Below are 15647 nucleotides of genomic sequence, written 5' to 3' on the forward strand. Positions count from 1 at the left end.
TGCAATGAAGGTCATCTTCCAGCTTATTATAAAGCGAATTGGCTTATCTATTATTACACTGCTGATAGTATCGGCAGTGGTATTTTTTATCGCGAACCTGTTGCCAGGTGATGCAGCACAAGAAATGCTGGGACAAAGCGCTACCCCTGAAGCGGTTGCAGAGCTGCGAGAAGCTTATGGGTTGAATGATCCGCCTTTAACCCGCTATGCAAAATGGCTGGGGGGGCTGGTTACCGGCGATGCCGGCAAGTCGCTGGCAAACGCAAGACCTGTGGAAGAACTCATTAGTTCGCGCTTATCCAAATCATTAATGCTAGCCGGTTTTACAACAATATTAGCCGTGCCATTTGCGATGACATTAGGGATTGTCGCAGCGATGTACAGTGGCAGTCGTATCGATAAAGCAATGAATATCTTTACGCTGTCTATGGTTGCAGTGCCGGAGTTTCTGTTGGCGACGATATTTGTGCTGATCTTTGCCGTTGAGCTGAACTGGTTGCCATCGCTTTCCTACATTCCTGCAGATGCCGGGCCTTATGATTATTTCCGCGCCTTTGCTATGCCTGTTGCCACCCTTTGTATTGTACTCAGTGCGCAAATGGCAAGGATGACCCGTGCCGCAGTGCTTGAACAATTGTCTCAGCCCTATGTGGAAATGGCCTTACTTAAAGGCTCCAAGTTGTCACGGGCTGTGCTTCGCCATGCACTGCCTAATGCGGTCGGTCCGATTGTTAATGCGATTGCGTTGAGTTTGTCCTATTTGTTAGGTGGCGTAGTCATTGTTGAAGTGATCTTTAACTATCCCGGCGTTGCCAGTCTCATGGTGGATGCAGTGACCAATCGGGACATGCCCTTGTTGCAGGCTTGTGCCATGTTGTTCTGTGTCGGCTATCTCACATTAGTATTGATTGCGGACATTGCTGCTATCGTTGCTAACCCTAAATTGCGAACCGGAGGCTAATTATGATGTCTGCATTTAAATCTATGCCTTTGTCGGGCAAGTTTGGCACGTTGCTAGTAGTGTTTTGGGTATTTGTTGCCATTCTTGGCCCATGGTTAGCACCCCACACGGCCAGTGAAATTGTAGCCTATGATGTATTTGAAGGTATTGGCGGTGAGTATATTTTAGGCACAGATTACATAGGTCGCGATGTATTTAGCCGTTTACTAGATGGTACTCGCTACACCATATTCATCCCGCTTATTGCGGCCGCTTTGGCGTGCTCTACGGGAACACTCATTGCATTAATTTCAGCGGTGAGTAATAAGCGTACCGATGAAATAATTTCTCGCTTTATGGATGCGTTAATCTCTATTCCAAGCAAAATATTCTCATTGGTTATGATTGCAGCCTTTGGTTCATCTGTGCCAATACTGCTGGCGATTACTGCGATTAGCTATATGCCTGGCTCGTTTCGGATTGCCCGCTCATTAGCTGTGAATGTGGCAAATATGGACTTTGTAACCGTAGCCAGAACACGCGGTGAAAGCCGGTTCTATCTGGCCGTTAAGGAAATTCTGCCCAATATTTTGCATCCTATGCTGGCTGATTTCGGTTTACGCTTTGTATTTATCGTATTGTTGTTAAGCAGCCTGAGCTTCCTGGGATTGGGTGTCCAGCCTCCTAACGCTGACTTGGGATCCCTGGTAAGAGAGAATATTTCAGGTTTGGCAGAAGGCGCACCAGCAGTACTTGTACCTGCTTTTGCGATTGCCACCATTACCATTGCGGTCAACCTGTTAATTGACAGTTTGCGTGGAAGCGCCACGTATGCAGCCGGAGGTAAGTAGTATGACTGCACATGTTAATGTCGAAAAATTACGGGTAGAAGCCGGTCCGGTCGATCAGGCCAAAACCATTGTCCATGATGTCAGCTTTTCCTTGCAACGCGGTGAGGTGTTAGCGCTGATTGGTGAGTCAGGTTCTGGAAAAACCACTATTGCACTGTCATTGTTGGGGTATGCCAGGCCCGGTTGTCGAATCACCGGAGGTGTGATTAACGTCGGTGGTGACAATATGGCTGCTTTAAGTGACGCCCAGTTGGCCAAGGTGCGAGGGCAAAAAGTAGCCTATGTTGCGCAAAGTGCTGCGGCGGCGTTTAATCCTTCGCGTCGGATTATGGAACAAGTGGTTGAAAGCGCATTAATGCACAGTGTTATGTCACGCAGTGAAGCCGAGGCTAAAGCGGTTGATTTATTTAAACAGCTTTCGCTGCCTTCCCCGGAGACGATTGGTCGGCGTTACCCCCATGAAGTATCGGGCGGACAGCTACAACGACTTATGGCTGCGATGGCATTGATTTGCGACCCGGAACTGGTGATATTTGACGAACCGACCACCGCGCTTGATGTGACCACCCAGGTAGATGTGCTTAAGGCGTTCAAAGCGGCTGTCAATGCGTTGAATACAACAGCGGTCTATGTGTCTCATGATCTGGCTGTTGTCGCGCAAATGGCGGATCGGATCCTGGTATTACAGGGTGGTAAGGAAATGGAAAATAATTCCACCGACGCCATTCTAAATCATGCAGAACATCCGTATACCCGCGAGCTGTTGAGTGCTGTACAAGACAGTGATCTGGTGCAGAATAAGCAGGACAGTGAAATAGTTTTGCAAATCAGCGACATCGAAGCTGGCTATGGCAAAATTACTAAAGCGGGTAAACCACAAATCCCCATTTTGTCGGATATTTCTATGAATATTCGCCGTGGTCAGACGGTGGGAATTATTGGTGAGTCCGGCTCAGGTAAATCGACATTTGCCAGAGTAATCGCCGGCCTGCTACCTGCTGCAAATGGCAGTATGTTGCTAAATGGTGCTGAATTACGACCTGCCATTAGTGATCGCACTAAAACGGAATGCCAACATATTCAGATGGTGTTTCAAAATGCCGATACGGCATTGAACCCTGCTCATAAAGTGGGTGATATACTCGGGCGACCGCTGACCTTTTTTCATGGTTTAACCGGCGATGCACGTAAGCAAAGGGTAGCAGAGTTATTGGAGCTGGTTAAGTTATCGACCGATTTGGCCGCTCGTAAATGTGGAGCGCTTTCGGGGGGTCAAAAGCAACGTATAAACCTGGCCCGCGCGCTAGCGGCAGAACCGAGTGTCATCTTATGTGATGAAGTGACCTCGGCGCTGGATACCGTTGTGGCTGCAGCAATACTGGATTTATTGGGTGAGTTACAAGCCAAGCTGAATGTCGCCATTGTATTTATCAGCCATGATATTTCGACGGTGAAAAGTCTGTGTGATGAAGTCGTAGTGTTATATAAGGGCAAAAAAGTCGAACATGGTTCGGGCCAGTCTTTTGCCAGTGCGCCCTACCACCCTTATACCGACTTACTGGTTCGCAGTGTGCCGACCCTGGATCCGGTATGGCTCGATAGCCGAAAGGGCAATCAGGAAGATTCAGGCGTTAAGATTACCAACGATGATACCCTTTGTCGGTTTAGAAACCGCTGTACGGTGAGCATTGAGGGTAAATGTAATGCTGAACCACCGCCATTCAGAACGTTATCGTCAGGTAAAACCGTGCTCTGTCACCATGACGAAGTGGCCCTTACTCGCTAAATCGCTGGCATAGTGATCACTACACAGGGCGACCGTTACATCACGGTCGCCCGACATCGAGCAACTTTTGTCCGTAGTCGCTTGATGAGAGTGCTTGCCTCTCTGTCAAATCGCCCCATAATAACTCAGTGTCATGTATCGTACAGATCTCATGTGTTTCACCGTATTCAGCCTAATGAAAGAAGATTCACGTAAGTTATAGCAATGGATGTCTGTACACCTCCGGCCATCGCGTCTGGTGAAAACAAGTCTTATCTTGAGGGGCTGGTGGCAAAGACCATTTCAGACAGCGGGGCCGCCTGCTTAATTGATGATGTCCGCATTAGCCAGAAAAGTGGCATTTGCTAATCCCGCCACTGCAAACCGTGTGGACAATACTCATACTCTGTATTGCTGGCTAGCAGATGACAATTTCTATTTACAGCGATAGTAAACGATTGGTAGCGGGGGAGTTCGTTCAAAGCATTATACACTTTACAAGTCAAATGCCCGAGCGAGAGTAGGATGTTTAGTGGCCAATAAAAAGTGGCCGGGGCAATCACCTTGCACCCGACCACAAACGCAGGAATCGTTATGTCTTTCAGTGAGTGCTACTAAATAGCGCCAACCTTAACTTTCGAGCCATCCAGAAGTCGCGACAAACGATAAGGCGTGGTATCAATCTCAGTTTGTTTTCCCAGCACCATATCGGCAGCAAGATGTGCCAAACCTGGACCCAGACCAAAACCATGAGCGGACGTTCCCGCAGCGAGATAGAAACCATCGACACTGTCAATCTCAGAGATCACCGGAATGGCATCCGGTGTGCAATCTACAAAGCTGCCCCAGCTTTCCATAATTTCCATTTTTTCAAAGACCGGAAACAGTGACTGGACATTGGCGATGGTTCTCTTAAGGTTGCTCTTCACGGGGGCAGGATCAAGAATACGAATCTTCTCGAACGGGGAAACTTCATCGTTACGCCAGCTGTTTAACGCTTCTGGCCCCGAGAAGAACGAACTTCCTACACTCATTTGTAAGTTCTTTAAGCGCTTAATGAACATTGGCATAAAGTTTTTAGCGTAGCGAATCCCCTGAGGAGTAATTTCCACTAAGGCACTGCCACTGATTGCGGCGGTGTAGCTGCCGTCCAGCCGGCGGGTTAATGCTATTCCACCATTTGTATAGATAGCGTCTCCAATATTCTCCATCGGTTTGGTACGAAACGCCGTTTGGCGTACGCTCGACTGTGGAAAGCTAATGCCATGGTGGCGACAAAATGCTGAAGCCCAGGCGCCGGCAGCGCATAAGACTTTATTGGTTTTGATGGTTCCGTGTTCGGTGATAACACCTTCTACTTTGCCATTGGTAATATCCAGACCTCTGGCTGCGCAGTTCTGATGAATGGTTGCCCCTAAGGCTCGCGCGCCTTCAGCAATCATTGGGGCGGCTATCGCGGGTTCGCCCTTACCGTCATGAATTGAATGTACACCACCAATCCAGTTACGGCCACGGGCCGGGATCATTGCATTGGCTTCTTTGGCATTGAGCATAACTGTTTCAACACCGTACTGTTTGGCTAAATCCTGCCATGCATCCCATTGTGCCAATTGTTCTGGATCGTCAGTCGCATAACGGAGTCCGCAGCGGCGAAAACCTAAATCAAAGCCAATATCTTTAGACATTTCGTCCCACAGACGCATAGATAATACCGACGTTGGTAATTCCCGTTCGTCACGGTTCTGCTGTCGACACCAACCCCAGTTTCGACTGGATTGTTCGCAACCGACCAGGCCTTTTTCAACTAAGGCGACCTTATATCCTTGTTTCGACATAAAGTAGGTGGCAGCAGCCCCTATAATCCCACCTCCAATAACCACTACATCGGCATCGGCTGGGAGCTTTTCATTGCTGGGAATTTCTTTAAGTTGTGGTGACATTCTTTTAATACCTAATCGGAAATTTATTCTGCTTCAACGCCGTAGCCTACAATTGCTTTTGTCTCCAGATATTCTTCGAGACCTTCTATACCGTATTCACGGCCGGTACCTGATTGTTTGTAACCACCAAACGGCGCTTGCGGATCCCAGGCCGGGTAGTTGATGAGTACCTGACCACTGCGGATCTGACGGGCTACACGGCGGGCTGCGGTATAATCTGCAGACTGTACATGAGCTGCCAGGCCATAAACAGTGTCATTGGCTATTTCAACCGCCTGTTCGATGCTGTCGTAAGGAATCAAACACAGTACCGGACCGAATATTTCTTCCTGCGCAATGACCATCTTCGAGGTTACATCGCTGAATACGGTGGGGCGGGTATAGAAACCACGTGTAAAGCCTTCGGGTCGACCGGTACCGCCGGTAACGCAGCGTGCACCCTCATCTATACCTCGTTGAATCATCGTCTGAACGCGATCAAATTGCGCGCGGTTTGCTAACGGGCCATGGGTGGCGAGTTCATTGTCAGCTAATCCTATCACAATTGATTCGGCAGCTTCTTTGGCTAACTGTTCAACTTCAGCCAGCCGTTCTCTGGGCACCAGCATTCGGGTAGGGGCACTGCAGGACTGACCGTTATTTCGCATTCCGGCCTGAACACCCGGGCCGACGGCATTCGCGAAGTCGGCATCGGGTAATAAAATATTGGGTGATTTTCCGCCTAATTCCTGACCAACACGTTTAACCGTTGGTGCTGCTGCCTGAGCGACTAAAACACCTGCCCGGGTAGAACCTGTAATCGAGATCATATCCACATCAGGGTGGCTGGCCAGTGGCTCACCAACGTCGATGCCATTGCCGTTGACTAAATTAAATACGCCGGCAGGGAACCCCGCTTCATGCATTATTTCAGCAAAGGCCAGTGCACTGAGAGGAGAGAGTTCACTCGGCTTCAACACGACCGTACAGCCAACGGCAATTGCGGGGCCGACTTTAGCTGTTACCTGATACAGCGGCCAGTTCCATGGTGTAATCAGGCCGGCAACACCAATAGGCTCGCGGGTAATGGCGGTAGTGCCACGCATTTTGGTAAACTCGTAGTTAGCCAGATTTTCGCGTGCAACGCGAATATGCGCAGCCGCCAACGGAACCTGAGTTGATAACGCATAACTGTGTGTTGCGCCCATTTCTAACGACATAAGCTGCGCAAGCGTTGCAGCACGTTGATCTATCAGTTCCAGAACTTTGTCCAACAATACCAAACGCTCTGCGACGGGCGTATTTGCCCAGTCGGGGAAAGCGGCTTTGGCCGCTGCAACGGCGCGATTTAGATCTTCTTTCCCGCCTAACCCGATAGTTGCGGCTGGCTCTTCAGTGGCTGGGTTAATGACATCAAACGGCTTATTCTGTGATAAGGCAACCCATTCACCATTGATGTACGCCTGAGATAACCGGCGGGTATCAAGCAATTGTTCGACGGGTTGTATTGGCATGGACCATTTCCTATTAATATTAATTAATGCAGGCAGCGCCTGAAGGCGACACATTGCGAACGGCAGAATCTGCTGCAAAGAGAGACAATGAATTACAATCCAGTATAGGGGGGATGGTGCAGCATTGGTTGCCGCTTTACTATTTTGAACAGCAAAATATATTAAAAAATAAGCGTTAAACAAATCAAAAAAAGTGTCCTGCCCACGCTAAACTGACACACTACCGTAAGCAATGACAAGCAAATTACATCAGGAGAAGGATTATGCCTCAGACCTACGACGTTGATGACCTACTTGAAGAGTTAGTGGCCTTTCGACGGGATATTCACGCTAATCCTGAACTCGCTTTTAATGAAGTTAACACTGCGAAAAAAGTGGCGCAAAGCTTGCGCGATATTGGCTTAGAAGTGGCAACGGGTATTGGTAAAACCGGCGTTGTGGGAACTCTTAAAGTGGGAGATTCTTCGCGCTCGATTGGTTTGCGAGCTGATATGGATGCGTTGCCAATTGTCGAAGAAACCGGGTTGCCTTATGCGAGTTGTCATCATGGTGTCTTCCATGGTTGTGGACACGATGGGCATACCACGATGTTGTTGGGGGCAGCACGCCACCTGGCCCGCACCAAAAAGTTTAATGGTACTGTGCACTTTATTTTCCAGCCTGCAGAAGAAGGTGAGGCGGGTGCTAAAGCGATGATTGAAGACGGTTTGTTTGAGCGTTTCCCGTGTGACCGGGTTTATGGTTTCCATAACTGGCCTGACTTACCTGCAGGTACTATTGCAACGCGCTCAGGCGCAATAATGGCCGCGGCTGACAAATTTTCTATCCGGGTAAAAGGTAAAGGCGGACACGCCGCGGTGCCACATCAGACGCCGGATGCCATACTCGCCGCCAGTGAACTTGTTAGTCAGCTTAACACCATCGTCTCGCGTCGTATTGCGCCAACGTCCACGGCGGTTTTATCGGTTACCCAAATCAGTGGCGGAAGCTCACACAACGTGTTGCCCGGGAGCGTAGCACTGACGGGGACGGTAAGAACGTTTGATCCCACTGTTCAGGACCAGATCGAAGCCGCTATACGTCAAGTCGTCGCAGGTGTAGCAATGGCGACCGGAACGGAAATCAGTGTTGATTATAACCGTTACTATCCGGCAACAATTAATGCTGACGCAGCGGCACAGCATGCATTGTCGGTAGCAAAACACATCGGCAACGCTGTTGAGGCGCCGGAGCCAGCGTTTACCTCTGAAGATTTTGCTTTTATGCTGCAGGCATGTGAGGGTGCCTACGTCTGGCTTGGCCAGGGTAAAGGTGGCGAGCATATTCCTTTACATCATCCCGAATTTGACTTTAACGATGACATTATAGCAACCGGTGTGAAGCTGCACACCGCACTGGTTGAAGACTTTCTTTCGCCAGATGACCAGTGAATAAACAGAAACCCCTGACGGGACAGAATGAAACAGCAGATTCTGCCGCGGGCTGAGCGGTAAAATCTGACACAGTGAATAACCTAGTAATACAGGCTCAAACAAGCAAATGGATAAAACAGCATTCATCGTACGTGACATGCGTGAGGCAGATTTACCGATCTGCCATGAGTTTACGCAACAGGTAAAATGGCCACACCGTATGAGTGACTGGCAACTGCATTTTGCACACGGTAATGGTAGCGTAATCGAAGATGCTGAAGGGGTCGTTGCGGGCTGTATCCTGTGGTGGGATTATGGTGAAGAGTATGCGTCCGTTGGTTTAGTGGTGGTCCCTGAACATATGCAGGGCAATGGCCTCGGCAGAAAGCTGATGGACACCGTTATGAGCCAGACCGCTAAACGAAACCTCCAGTTGGTTGCTACTGCTGCGGGCAAGCGTTTATACCAACAATGTGGCTTTATTGAACAAGGTTGCATTTATCAGGTGCAGGGTGAACTCACCGCAGAGGTACGCCCTGTCTCCAGAGATGTTGAGCTAATGCCTATTAACCAGGAAACACTCGCTGCAGTGTTAGCTCTGGATGCCAGCGCATTTCAGTGCTCTCGTGGCGCGTTACTCACGACAATGAGTGAGTGTGGAGAAGGGGTGGTTGCCTATGCTAATGGCGAGCCGGTTGGCTATGCTATGATACGGCAAAGCGGCAGAGGACAAACCATTGGCCCGGTAGTGGCCAACGATGAGAATGTCGCTCAGACCCTGGTGAGCCAGTTGTTGATGAGTGTTAGTGGTTTTGTTCGTTTTGATCTCACAGAGAATGCGCTTGGCCTAAAACCTTGGCTGGAGGCTTTAGGTCTTGTTGAGGCCGATAAACCAACGCTCATGGTAAAAGGTGAGTTTTTACCGGGGCGGGGAGCTGATGCCAAAGTATATAGTCTTGCCTCCCAGGCATTTGGTTAATCAGGCGGCAATCTTACATGGTTAAATGGGTTAATTATCTCGTGTTGGTACTGATGCTCTCGGTGAGCACTCAGGCCTTAAGCGTGGTATTTGACTCACATGTTGCTCATCAGAATAGTGAAGCGCACTTGTCAGACGCTGTGCATGATGACGAAGATGATGAGAACATAAAACGGCTTGCTTCGTCCCGCGGCACGGTTGATAACAGTGGTTTGGATTGTCAGCACTGTTGCCATTGTCACAGCGCGCAACATATTTTTCTGCCAATGCTCATCAAAGCCCTGCCGGGTGATGGTCATTATCCCGTTCGTCACAAACTTATCCCACCGCCAACCGACGGCTACTGGCGGAACGTGCTACGCCCACCTATCGCTTAACAAAGTTATTCAAATCGTCCCGGTGCATAACCGGGTAGTTAACTTAGTTAAGAGAGCTTCTTATGAAACATCAAATGTGTTGTGCGGTGCTTTTGGCCGCACTTAGCCTGCCGTCGCTGGCCAGCGAACAGGCCTGGGCGCAATGGCTGATAACGACTGTTGAGCGGCATCCTGTGATGCGTGCGTACCAATATGATACAAGTGCCGCCGAGTACAACGCTACGGCGATGGCACAGCCCCTTTATAATCCTTCGCTGGATACGTCTGTAGAAAGAGAAGGCAGTGAAATCAACTTTCAGATCGGGTTAAGCTCGAATATTGACTGGTGGGAAGTACGCTCTTCCCAAGCTGAACTTGGCCGTTTACAAGCCGAGCAAAGTGCGTTGGCCGCGACAATTGCGACCAATGATCTACTGGCCCAAATTCTCAGTGCCCAAATTAGTGTTGAGCTAGGCCGTCAAGCATACAAACTGGCTCGTATGCAGGTAGAACAAGACCTCAGGTTGCTTGAGCTAACCGAAGAGCAACTCGCCGCCGGCGAGGTTAACCGAACCGAAGTAGCCATGGCAAAATCCGTGGTTGCTCAAGGCATGGTGGCTGAAAACGAGCAGCTTAGTGAGTGGTTAAGTGCACAGAAACGACTGCGGACACTGGCTGGTGATCGTGCCGAAAATATCGCCATTGATAACGCATTTTGGCAGCGCAAGGCGGTTGTGCCAAAGCCAGAGCAACTGCTGGCACTGCCAGTCGTAAAACAAGCCCGCCTGGCCTGGCTGACATCGACAGCGACAGCTGATCAGCAACAAGTCGCCAATAAGCCAGTACCGACGGTCGGTTTTGGTGTGGGCCGTCAGGCCGGCGAGTCGCTGGTGTCTTTGAGTGTGTCGGTACCTATCCAGTTTCGTAATGATTATAGTGAAGCACTGAGTGCCTCGCGAGAACTGGCGCTGGCCAGCGAACAGCGTTTACATGCGAAATTACGGGAGACCCGGGAAGCGGTGCGTAACCTTGCCGAGCGTTTACAGCAAACCCGGCAGCGATTTCTACAATGGCAGCAGTTACATGATAACGAAATGACCCGACAGGTCGAAGTGCTCCAACAACGTTATGCCCAGGGCGATTTAGAGCTGGCTGACTATCAATGGCAGGTACAGCAACTCAGAAACGGCATGCAGGCCGGTTTGACACTGCAAAGTAACTACCAGCAAACCTATGTGGCCTATTTGCATGTTACCGCCATGCTGGCACCCCACATTTCGTCTTTGATATCCCAGGAGCAATAACATGTCACATTTTGTTAAATTAATTACGGTGCTGGGTTTTACTTCGCTGCTGTACACGTCGGACGTGATGTCACAGGAACACGTACATGAGCATGAAGACAGTCATGAGACTGAGTCCCACGACAGTGAAGCCGACCACGGACACAGCGCAGAGCACGTTCATGATGAGTATGAAGACAATCATGAGACTGAATCCCACAGCAGCAATGCTGAGCAAGGGGGCAATGACGAACATGACCATGAAAATCATGAAGATAGCCATGAGTCAGACTCTCATGACAACGAAGCAGAACACGGTCATGATGATGCTCACGGACATGAGGAAACGGCGGCTGTCAGTCTGAATGACGAGCAACGGGCACTGGCTGATATCCATCTGGAAACGCTGATGCCTATGACTCTCAGTGAACAGGTGTATGCCCCTGGTGAAATTAAAGTGAATGGCTATCGCAGCTATATTGTTTCGCCACGGGTCAGTTCGGTAGTGACCGCCCGGCATGCTGGTTTGGGGGAGAAAGTCGCCAAAGGCCAACCGCTGGTTACCTTGTTTAGTGAAGAAATGATTGATGCTCAGAGTCAGCTTCAGCAAGCGTATGTTGAATGGCAGCGGGTGAGCCGGTTGGGGCAAAGTGCGGTCGGCGAAAAACGCGTTGTCAGCGCTCGCACCCAATACAATGCGGCCAGTCGACGATTGCAGGCACTGGGTTTATCTGCAGCAACGATTGCGCGCATTGAACAAAGCGATAATTACCCGTTAGGTGAATATACACTAACTGCACAAGCCTCAGGACTTATTATGACTGACGACTTTAATCAGGGGCAGCGCATCGAGCCCGGCCAGCCATTGATGCTGTTGTCGGATGAAGGGCATTTATGGGTTGAGGCGCGTTTGTCGGCGCAAAATGATCTGCACTTGCAGCCTGGTGATAAAGCCAGTGTTATGGTTGGGGACATTGCCGCTATTGCAACCGTGACCCAGGAATCACACACCATCGATCCGGTCAGCCGCACACGTACCGTGCGACTGGATCTGGTTAATCTGGGACACCGTTTTCATTCTGGTATGTTTGCCGACATTTACTTTAGTGGTGCCGATGTCAAAGCCGTACTGGCCGTGCCGCAGTCGGCACTTATGCGTGATGCGGATGGCGACTGGCAACTCTTTGTGGCCAATGACGACGGTGAGTTAGTTCCGCAAGTTGTAGCGCTGGGCCCACAGTATGGTGAATGGCAAACGGTAAGTGGTGTTGAAGCTGGCGTTACTTATGTGAGCCGCGGGGCATTTTTTGTTGCGTCAGAAATCGCCAAGGGCGGTTTTGATCCACACAATCATTAACAGGGGCAGATGATGTTTGCATGGTTAATCGACCGCGCAGTGCGTTTGCGCTTTGTATTATTGCTGGTGTTAGCCGGATTGTGTGTGTTTGCTGCGCTGATGATCCCAAGACTGAACCTGGATGCGTTTCCGGATGTGACCAATATTCAGGTGGCTATTAACACTGAAGCCCCAGGACTTGCCGCTGAAGAGGTAGAGCAACTTATTACTTATCCCATCGAGGCCGTGATGTATGCGCTGCCTGATGTGGAAGAAGTGCGTTCTATCTCAAAAACCGGACTATCCGGGATTACCGTGGTGTTTAAAGAAGGGACGGATATTTACTTTGCCCGCCAACTGGTATTTGAGCGTTTACAAATAGCCGCGGAAATGATCCCTGAGGGAATAGGTATGCCGGCTATTGGTCCGAATACTTCAGGGCTTGGTCAGGTGTATCAGTACTTACTGATCGCGGAGCCTGATTCCGGCTACGACAGCATGGCGCTGCGCAGTTTAAATGACTATCTGATTAAGTTGTTGCTAATGCCGGTGGACGGCATTACTGATGTGCTCTCTTTTGGCGGCTATGTGCGCCAGTATCAGGTAAATCTGTATCCTAACCGTTTGTTGTCGTACAACCTGACTCAGCAGGACGTGGTTGATGCGCTGGCACGCAATAATAATAATGCCGGCGGCTGGTACATGGAACGCGGTCCTGAGCAGCTGGTGATCCGTGGCACAGGTTGGCTTTCCTCAGGAACGCAGGCCTTAACCGAGCTCAAACAGATTCCGCTGAAAACCCAGGGTGCGGCCATCGTGACCGTAGGAGACGTGGCGGATGTGAACTTTGGTAGTGAAATTCGTCAGGGGGCGGTGACAATGTCGGTAAAAAGTACTGACGGCGTTATTGAAAACCGTGGCGAAGTGGTGTCTGGCGTGGTGTTAAAGCGCATGGGGGCCAACACTAACGCCACCATCGAAGGGATTAACCAGCGCATTGATATCATCAATAAAGCCCTGCCGGAAGGTGTACATTTTGAGCCATTTTACGATCAGGCCGACCTGATTAAACAAGCTGTAAATACTGTAGTGAATGCGTTGCTGCTGGCCTTTTTGTTTATCGTGATTGTACTGGCACTGTTCTTACTGAGCGTGCGCGCTACCGTATTGGTGCTGCTGTCTATACCGGTATCCATTGGCCTGGCGCTCGCCATGCTCAGTATGCTGGGGATCTCGGCCAATTTGATGTCATTAGGCGGTATGGCTGTAGCGATTGGTATGCTGGTGGATGGCTCGGTCGTGGTCGTGGAAAACATTTACCAGAAGTTACCAAAAGATAAGGTGACGGTGAGTAATATGCCGGCGTTGGTTGTGAGTGCAACACAGGAAGTCGCACGACCGGTGTTTTTTGCGACCCTGATTATTCTGGTCGTTTTTACGCCCCTGTTTAGCTTTGAAGGCGTCGAAGCCAAACTGTTTCAGCCTATGGCGATAGCCATCATGCTTGCGCTGATATGCGCCGTCGTGGTGGCGCTGGTGTTTGTGCCGGTATTGTCGGCCGTTTTGCTTAAAGCCCGCCCGGTTGTGCAGCGCAACAACCCGGTGTTAGCCAAACTGGAGTCGGCCTATATCGCATTGTTGACGGTGAGTATGCAACAGCGCAAAGCTGTGGTGGCTGTCGCGGCAATACTAGTGGTGATCGCCGGGTTATTGATTCCTCGTTTAGGGACTGAATTTGCGCCTGAACTTGAAGAAGGCACGATCAACTTGCGGGTAACGCTGGCCCCTTCAGCCAGTTTAGCCACTGCACTAAGTGTGGCGCCTAAGCTTGAGAAGATATTGCTCAGATTTCCCGAAGTCACCTACGCAGTAAGTAAAATTGGCCGCGCTGAAATCGGTGGTGATCCAGAGCCGGTCAATAATATTGAAATCTATATTGGCTTGCGCCCGGCCAGTGAATGGCAAACGGCCCCATCCCGTCTGGCACTGCAGGAGGCTATGGCGCATGCGCTGGAAGCACATCCAGGGCTATTGCTTAATTTTTCTCAGCCAATTGCCACCCGGGTAGATGAACTGCTGTCGGGCGTAAAAGCTGAGCTTGCTATCAAACTGTTTGGCCCTGAACTGGATGTGCTGGCAGATTACGGCCAGCAAATTGCTGATGTGGTTGCAGCGATTCCGGGTGCTCAGGATGTTGCTATGGAACAAATCAGCGGGGAAGCACAGCTCGTTGTGCGACCGGTACGTAAACAGCTGAGTCGTTACGGACTGGATGTAGCCGATGTGATGAATCTGGTGCAGCAGGGACTTGGTGGCGTAGCTGCCGGACAAATCATTAACGGCAATGAACGCTATGATATTGTCGTGCGCTATGGTGAAGCCTTCCGGGATAACATTGAAGCTATCAAAGAACTCCGTCTGCTAACGGCACAAGGCGCCTGGATACGTCTAAAAGATGTCGCCTCCGTGGCCATTGAGTCGGGGCCTCCGCAGATCCGTCGTGATGACGTTCAGCGACGCGTGGTGATCCAGGCCAACGTCGATGGTCGCGATATGGGCAGTGTAGTAGCCGATATTCAGACCGCTATCGAGACTAATGTTAACCTGCCAGGTGGCTATGCGGTACAGATTGGCGGGCAGTTTGAAAACCAGCAGCGGGCGATGCAACGTCTGGCACTGGTGGTGCCGGTATCATTGTTGCTAATCGCCGTTTTACTCTATTTTGCCTTTGCAGACGTCCGTCTTGTAGCGCTAATTATGGTGAATATACCATTGGCTGCTGTAGGCGGAGTATTCTCTCTGTATGTAAGTGGTCACTATTTATCGGTACCGAGTTCTGTTGGCTTTATTACGCTTTTTGGGGTGGCAGTTCTGAATGGTGTGGTGATGGTTGAGAGCATAAACCAGCGTCGCAACGAGTTTAAAGATGATACCGTCGCTATTCTTGAGGGAGCCTGTTCCCGCTTGCGGCCAGTCATGATGACTGCACTGACGTCTGCGCTGGGGTTGTTGCCTATGCTGTTTTCGAATGGGCTTGGTGCAGAAATCCAAAAACCGCTCGCAGCCGTGATAGTTGGAGGGCTGATTAGCGCGACATTACTGACACTGGTGGTTTTACCGTCGCTTTATCCCTGGTTTTTGAAGGAAAGGCAGGGCAAGTTATAAAACGCTGATTTAAGCAATACAAGCCAACGAAAATGCCCCACAGCTAAATGCTTTTAGAGCAAGCTGCCGGGGCACTGCGCGTATACTAAAAACTCATGCAATCATGTGTACCCAGGGACGGGATTTT

At 50.1% G+C, this 15647-nt stretch carries 12 protein-coding genes; 10 read left to right on the plus strand and 2 right to left on the minus strand.

Translation table 11 applies throughout. The features are described 5' to 3' along the window. Window positions 1–4 precede the first annotated feature (4 nt). From AC2T0J_RS08665 to AC2T0J_RS08680, 4 genes are all read left to right on the plus strand, one after another. Window positions 5–961: an ABC transporter permease gene (locus AC2T0J_RS08665; protein ID WP_489809732.1), complete on the plus strand. Its 957-nt coding sequence runs from the start codon at window positions 5–7 to the stop codon at window positions 959–961. A 2-nt stretch (window positions 962–963) separates the two neighbouring features. Next, window positions 964–1791: an ABC transporter permease gene (locus AC2T0J_RS08670; RefSeq protein WP_489809733.1), complete on the plus strand. Its 828-nt coding sequence runs from the start codon at window positions 964–966 to the stop codon at window positions 1789–1791. A gap of 1 nt (window position 1792) precedes the next feature. Further along, entirely contained in the window at window positions 1793–3577 is a 1785-nt protein-coding gene (locus tag AC2T0J_RS08675) for an ABC transporter ATP-binding protein (RefSeq protein ID WP_489809734.1), read from the plus strand. Between the two features lie 204 nt (window positions 3578–3781). After that, window positions 3782–3925, plus strand: a complete 144-nt coding sequence (locus tag AC2T0J_RS08680) for a hypothetical protein (protein WP_489809735.1) — start codon at window positions 3782–3784, stop codon at window positions 3923–3925. A gap of 245 nt (window positions 3926–4170) precedes the next feature. Here the strand turns inward: AC2T0J_RS08680 and AC2T0J_RS08685 are convergent, their stop codons facing one another. Further along, window positions 4171–5496, minus strand: coding sequence for an NAD(P)/FAD-dependent oxidoreductase (locus AC2T0J_RS08685; protein WP_489809736.1), 1326 nt, complete (start codon window positions 5494–5496; stop codon window positions 4171–4173). A 23-nt stretch (window positions 5497–5519) separates the two neighbouring features. Next, window positions 5520–6989: an aldehyde dehydrogenase family protein gene (locus tag AC2T0J_RS08690; RefSeq protein ID WP_489809737.1), complete on the minus strand. Its 1470-nt coding sequence runs from the start codon at window positions 6987–6989 to the stop codon at window positions 5520–5522. Between the two features lie 263 nt (window positions 6990–7252). Between AC2T0J_RS08690 and AC2T0J_RS08695 the strand changes: the two genes are divergently transcribed. From AC2T0J_RS08695 to AC2T0J_RS08720, 6 genes are all read left to right on the plus strand, one after another. Next, window positions 7253–8419, plus strand: a complete 1167-nt coding sequence (locus AC2T0J_RS08695) for a M20 aminoacylase family protein (protein WP_489809738.1) — start codon at window positions 7253–7255, stop codon at window positions 8417–8419. 109 nt (window positions 8420–8528) lie between these two features. After that, a complete protein-coding gene (locus tag AC2T0J_RS08700; protein ID WP_489809739.1) occupies window positions 8529–9380 on the plus strand; it encodes a GNAT family N-acetyltransferase in 852 nt (283 codons plus the stop codon). Window positions 9381–9397: 17 nt separating this feature from the next. Next, on the plus strand, window positions 9398–9757 hold the full coding sequence (locus AC2T0J_RS08705; RefSeq protein ID WP_489809740.1) for a hypothetical protein: 360 nt from the start codon (window positions 9398–9400) through the stop codon (window positions 9755–9757). 62 nt (window positions 9758–9819) lie between these two features. Next, the gene (locus AC2T0J_RS08710; protein ID WP_489809741.1) at window positions 9820–11040 is read left to right on the plus strand and encodes a TolC family protein; all 1221 of its coding nucleotides are present in this window, start codon (window positions 9820–9822) and stop codon (window positions 11038–11040) included. A 1-nt stretch (window position 11041) separates the two neighbouring features. Then, on the plus strand, window positions 11042–12376 hold the full coding sequence (locus tag AC2T0J_RS08715) for an efflux RND transporter periplasmic adaptor subunit (protein ID WP_489809742.1): 1335 nt from the start codon (window positions 11042–11044) through the stop codon (window positions 12374–12376). 12 nt (window positions 12377–12388) lie between these two features. After that, window positions 12389–15520 carry an efflux RND transporter permease subunit gene (locus AC2T0J_RS08720; RefSeq protein ID WP_489810309.1) on the plus strand — a complete coding sequence of 1044 codons (3132 nt, stop codon included), beginning with the start codon at window positions 12389–12391 and terminating at the stop codon, window positions 15518–15520. Window positions 15521–15647 lie beyond the last annotated feature (127 nt).

The organism is Alteromonas sp. ISO5 (assembly GCF_058105165.1).

Excerpts from the sequence above, each read along its gene's own strand:
- AC2T0J_RS08665 (WP_489809732.1), top strand. The coding sequence starts at position 5 with ATGAAGGTCATCTTCCAGCTTATTATAAAGCGAATTGGCTTATCTATT.
- AC2T0J_RS08670 (WP_489809733.1), top strand. The coding sequence starts at position 964 with ATGATGTCTGCATTTAAATCTATGCCTTTGTCGGGCAAGTTTGGCACG.
- AC2T0J_RS08675 (WP_489809734.1), top strand. The coding sequence starts at position 1,793 with ATGACTGCACATGTTAATGTCGAAAAATTACGGGTAGAAGCCGGTCCG.
- AC2T0J_RS08680 (WP_489809735.1), top strand. The coding sequence starts at position 3,782 with ATGGATGTCTGTACACCTCCGGCCATCGCGTCTGGTGAAAACAAGTCT.
- AC2T0J_RS08685 (WP_489809736.1), bottom strand. The coding sequence starts at position 5,496 with ATGTCACCACAACTTAAAGAAATTCCCAGCAATGAAAAGCTCCCAGCC.
- AC2T0J_RS08690 (WP_489809737.1), bottom strand. The coding sequence starts at position 6,989 with ATGCCAATACAACCCGTCGAACAATTGCTTGATACCCGCCGGTTATCT.
- AC2T0J_RS08695 (WP_489809738.1), top strand. The coding sequence starts at position 7,253 with ATGCCTCAGACCTACGACGTTGATGACCTACTTGAAGAGTTAGTGGCC.
- AC2T0J_RS08700 (WP_489809739.1), top strand. The coding sequence starts at position 8,529 with ATGGATAAAACAGCATTCATCGTACGTGACATGCGTGAGGCAGATTTA.
- AC2T0J_RS08705 (WP_489809740.1), top strand. The coding sequence starts at position 9,398 with ATGGTTAAATGGGTTAATTATCTCGTGTTGGTACTGATGCTCTCGGTG.
- AC2T0J_RS08710 (WP_489809741.1), top strand. The coding sequence starts at position 9,820 with ATGAAACATCAAATGTGTTGTGCGGTGCTTTTGGCCGCACTTAGCCTG.
- AC2T0J_RS08715 (WP_489809742.1), top strand. The coding sequence starts at position 11,042 with ATGTCACATTTTGTTAAATTAATTACGGTGCTGGGTTTTACTTCGCTG.
- AC2T0J_RS08720 (WP_489810309.1), top strand. The coding sequence starts at position 12,389 with ATGTTTGCATGGTTAATCGACCGCGCAGTGCGTTTGCGCTTTGTATTA.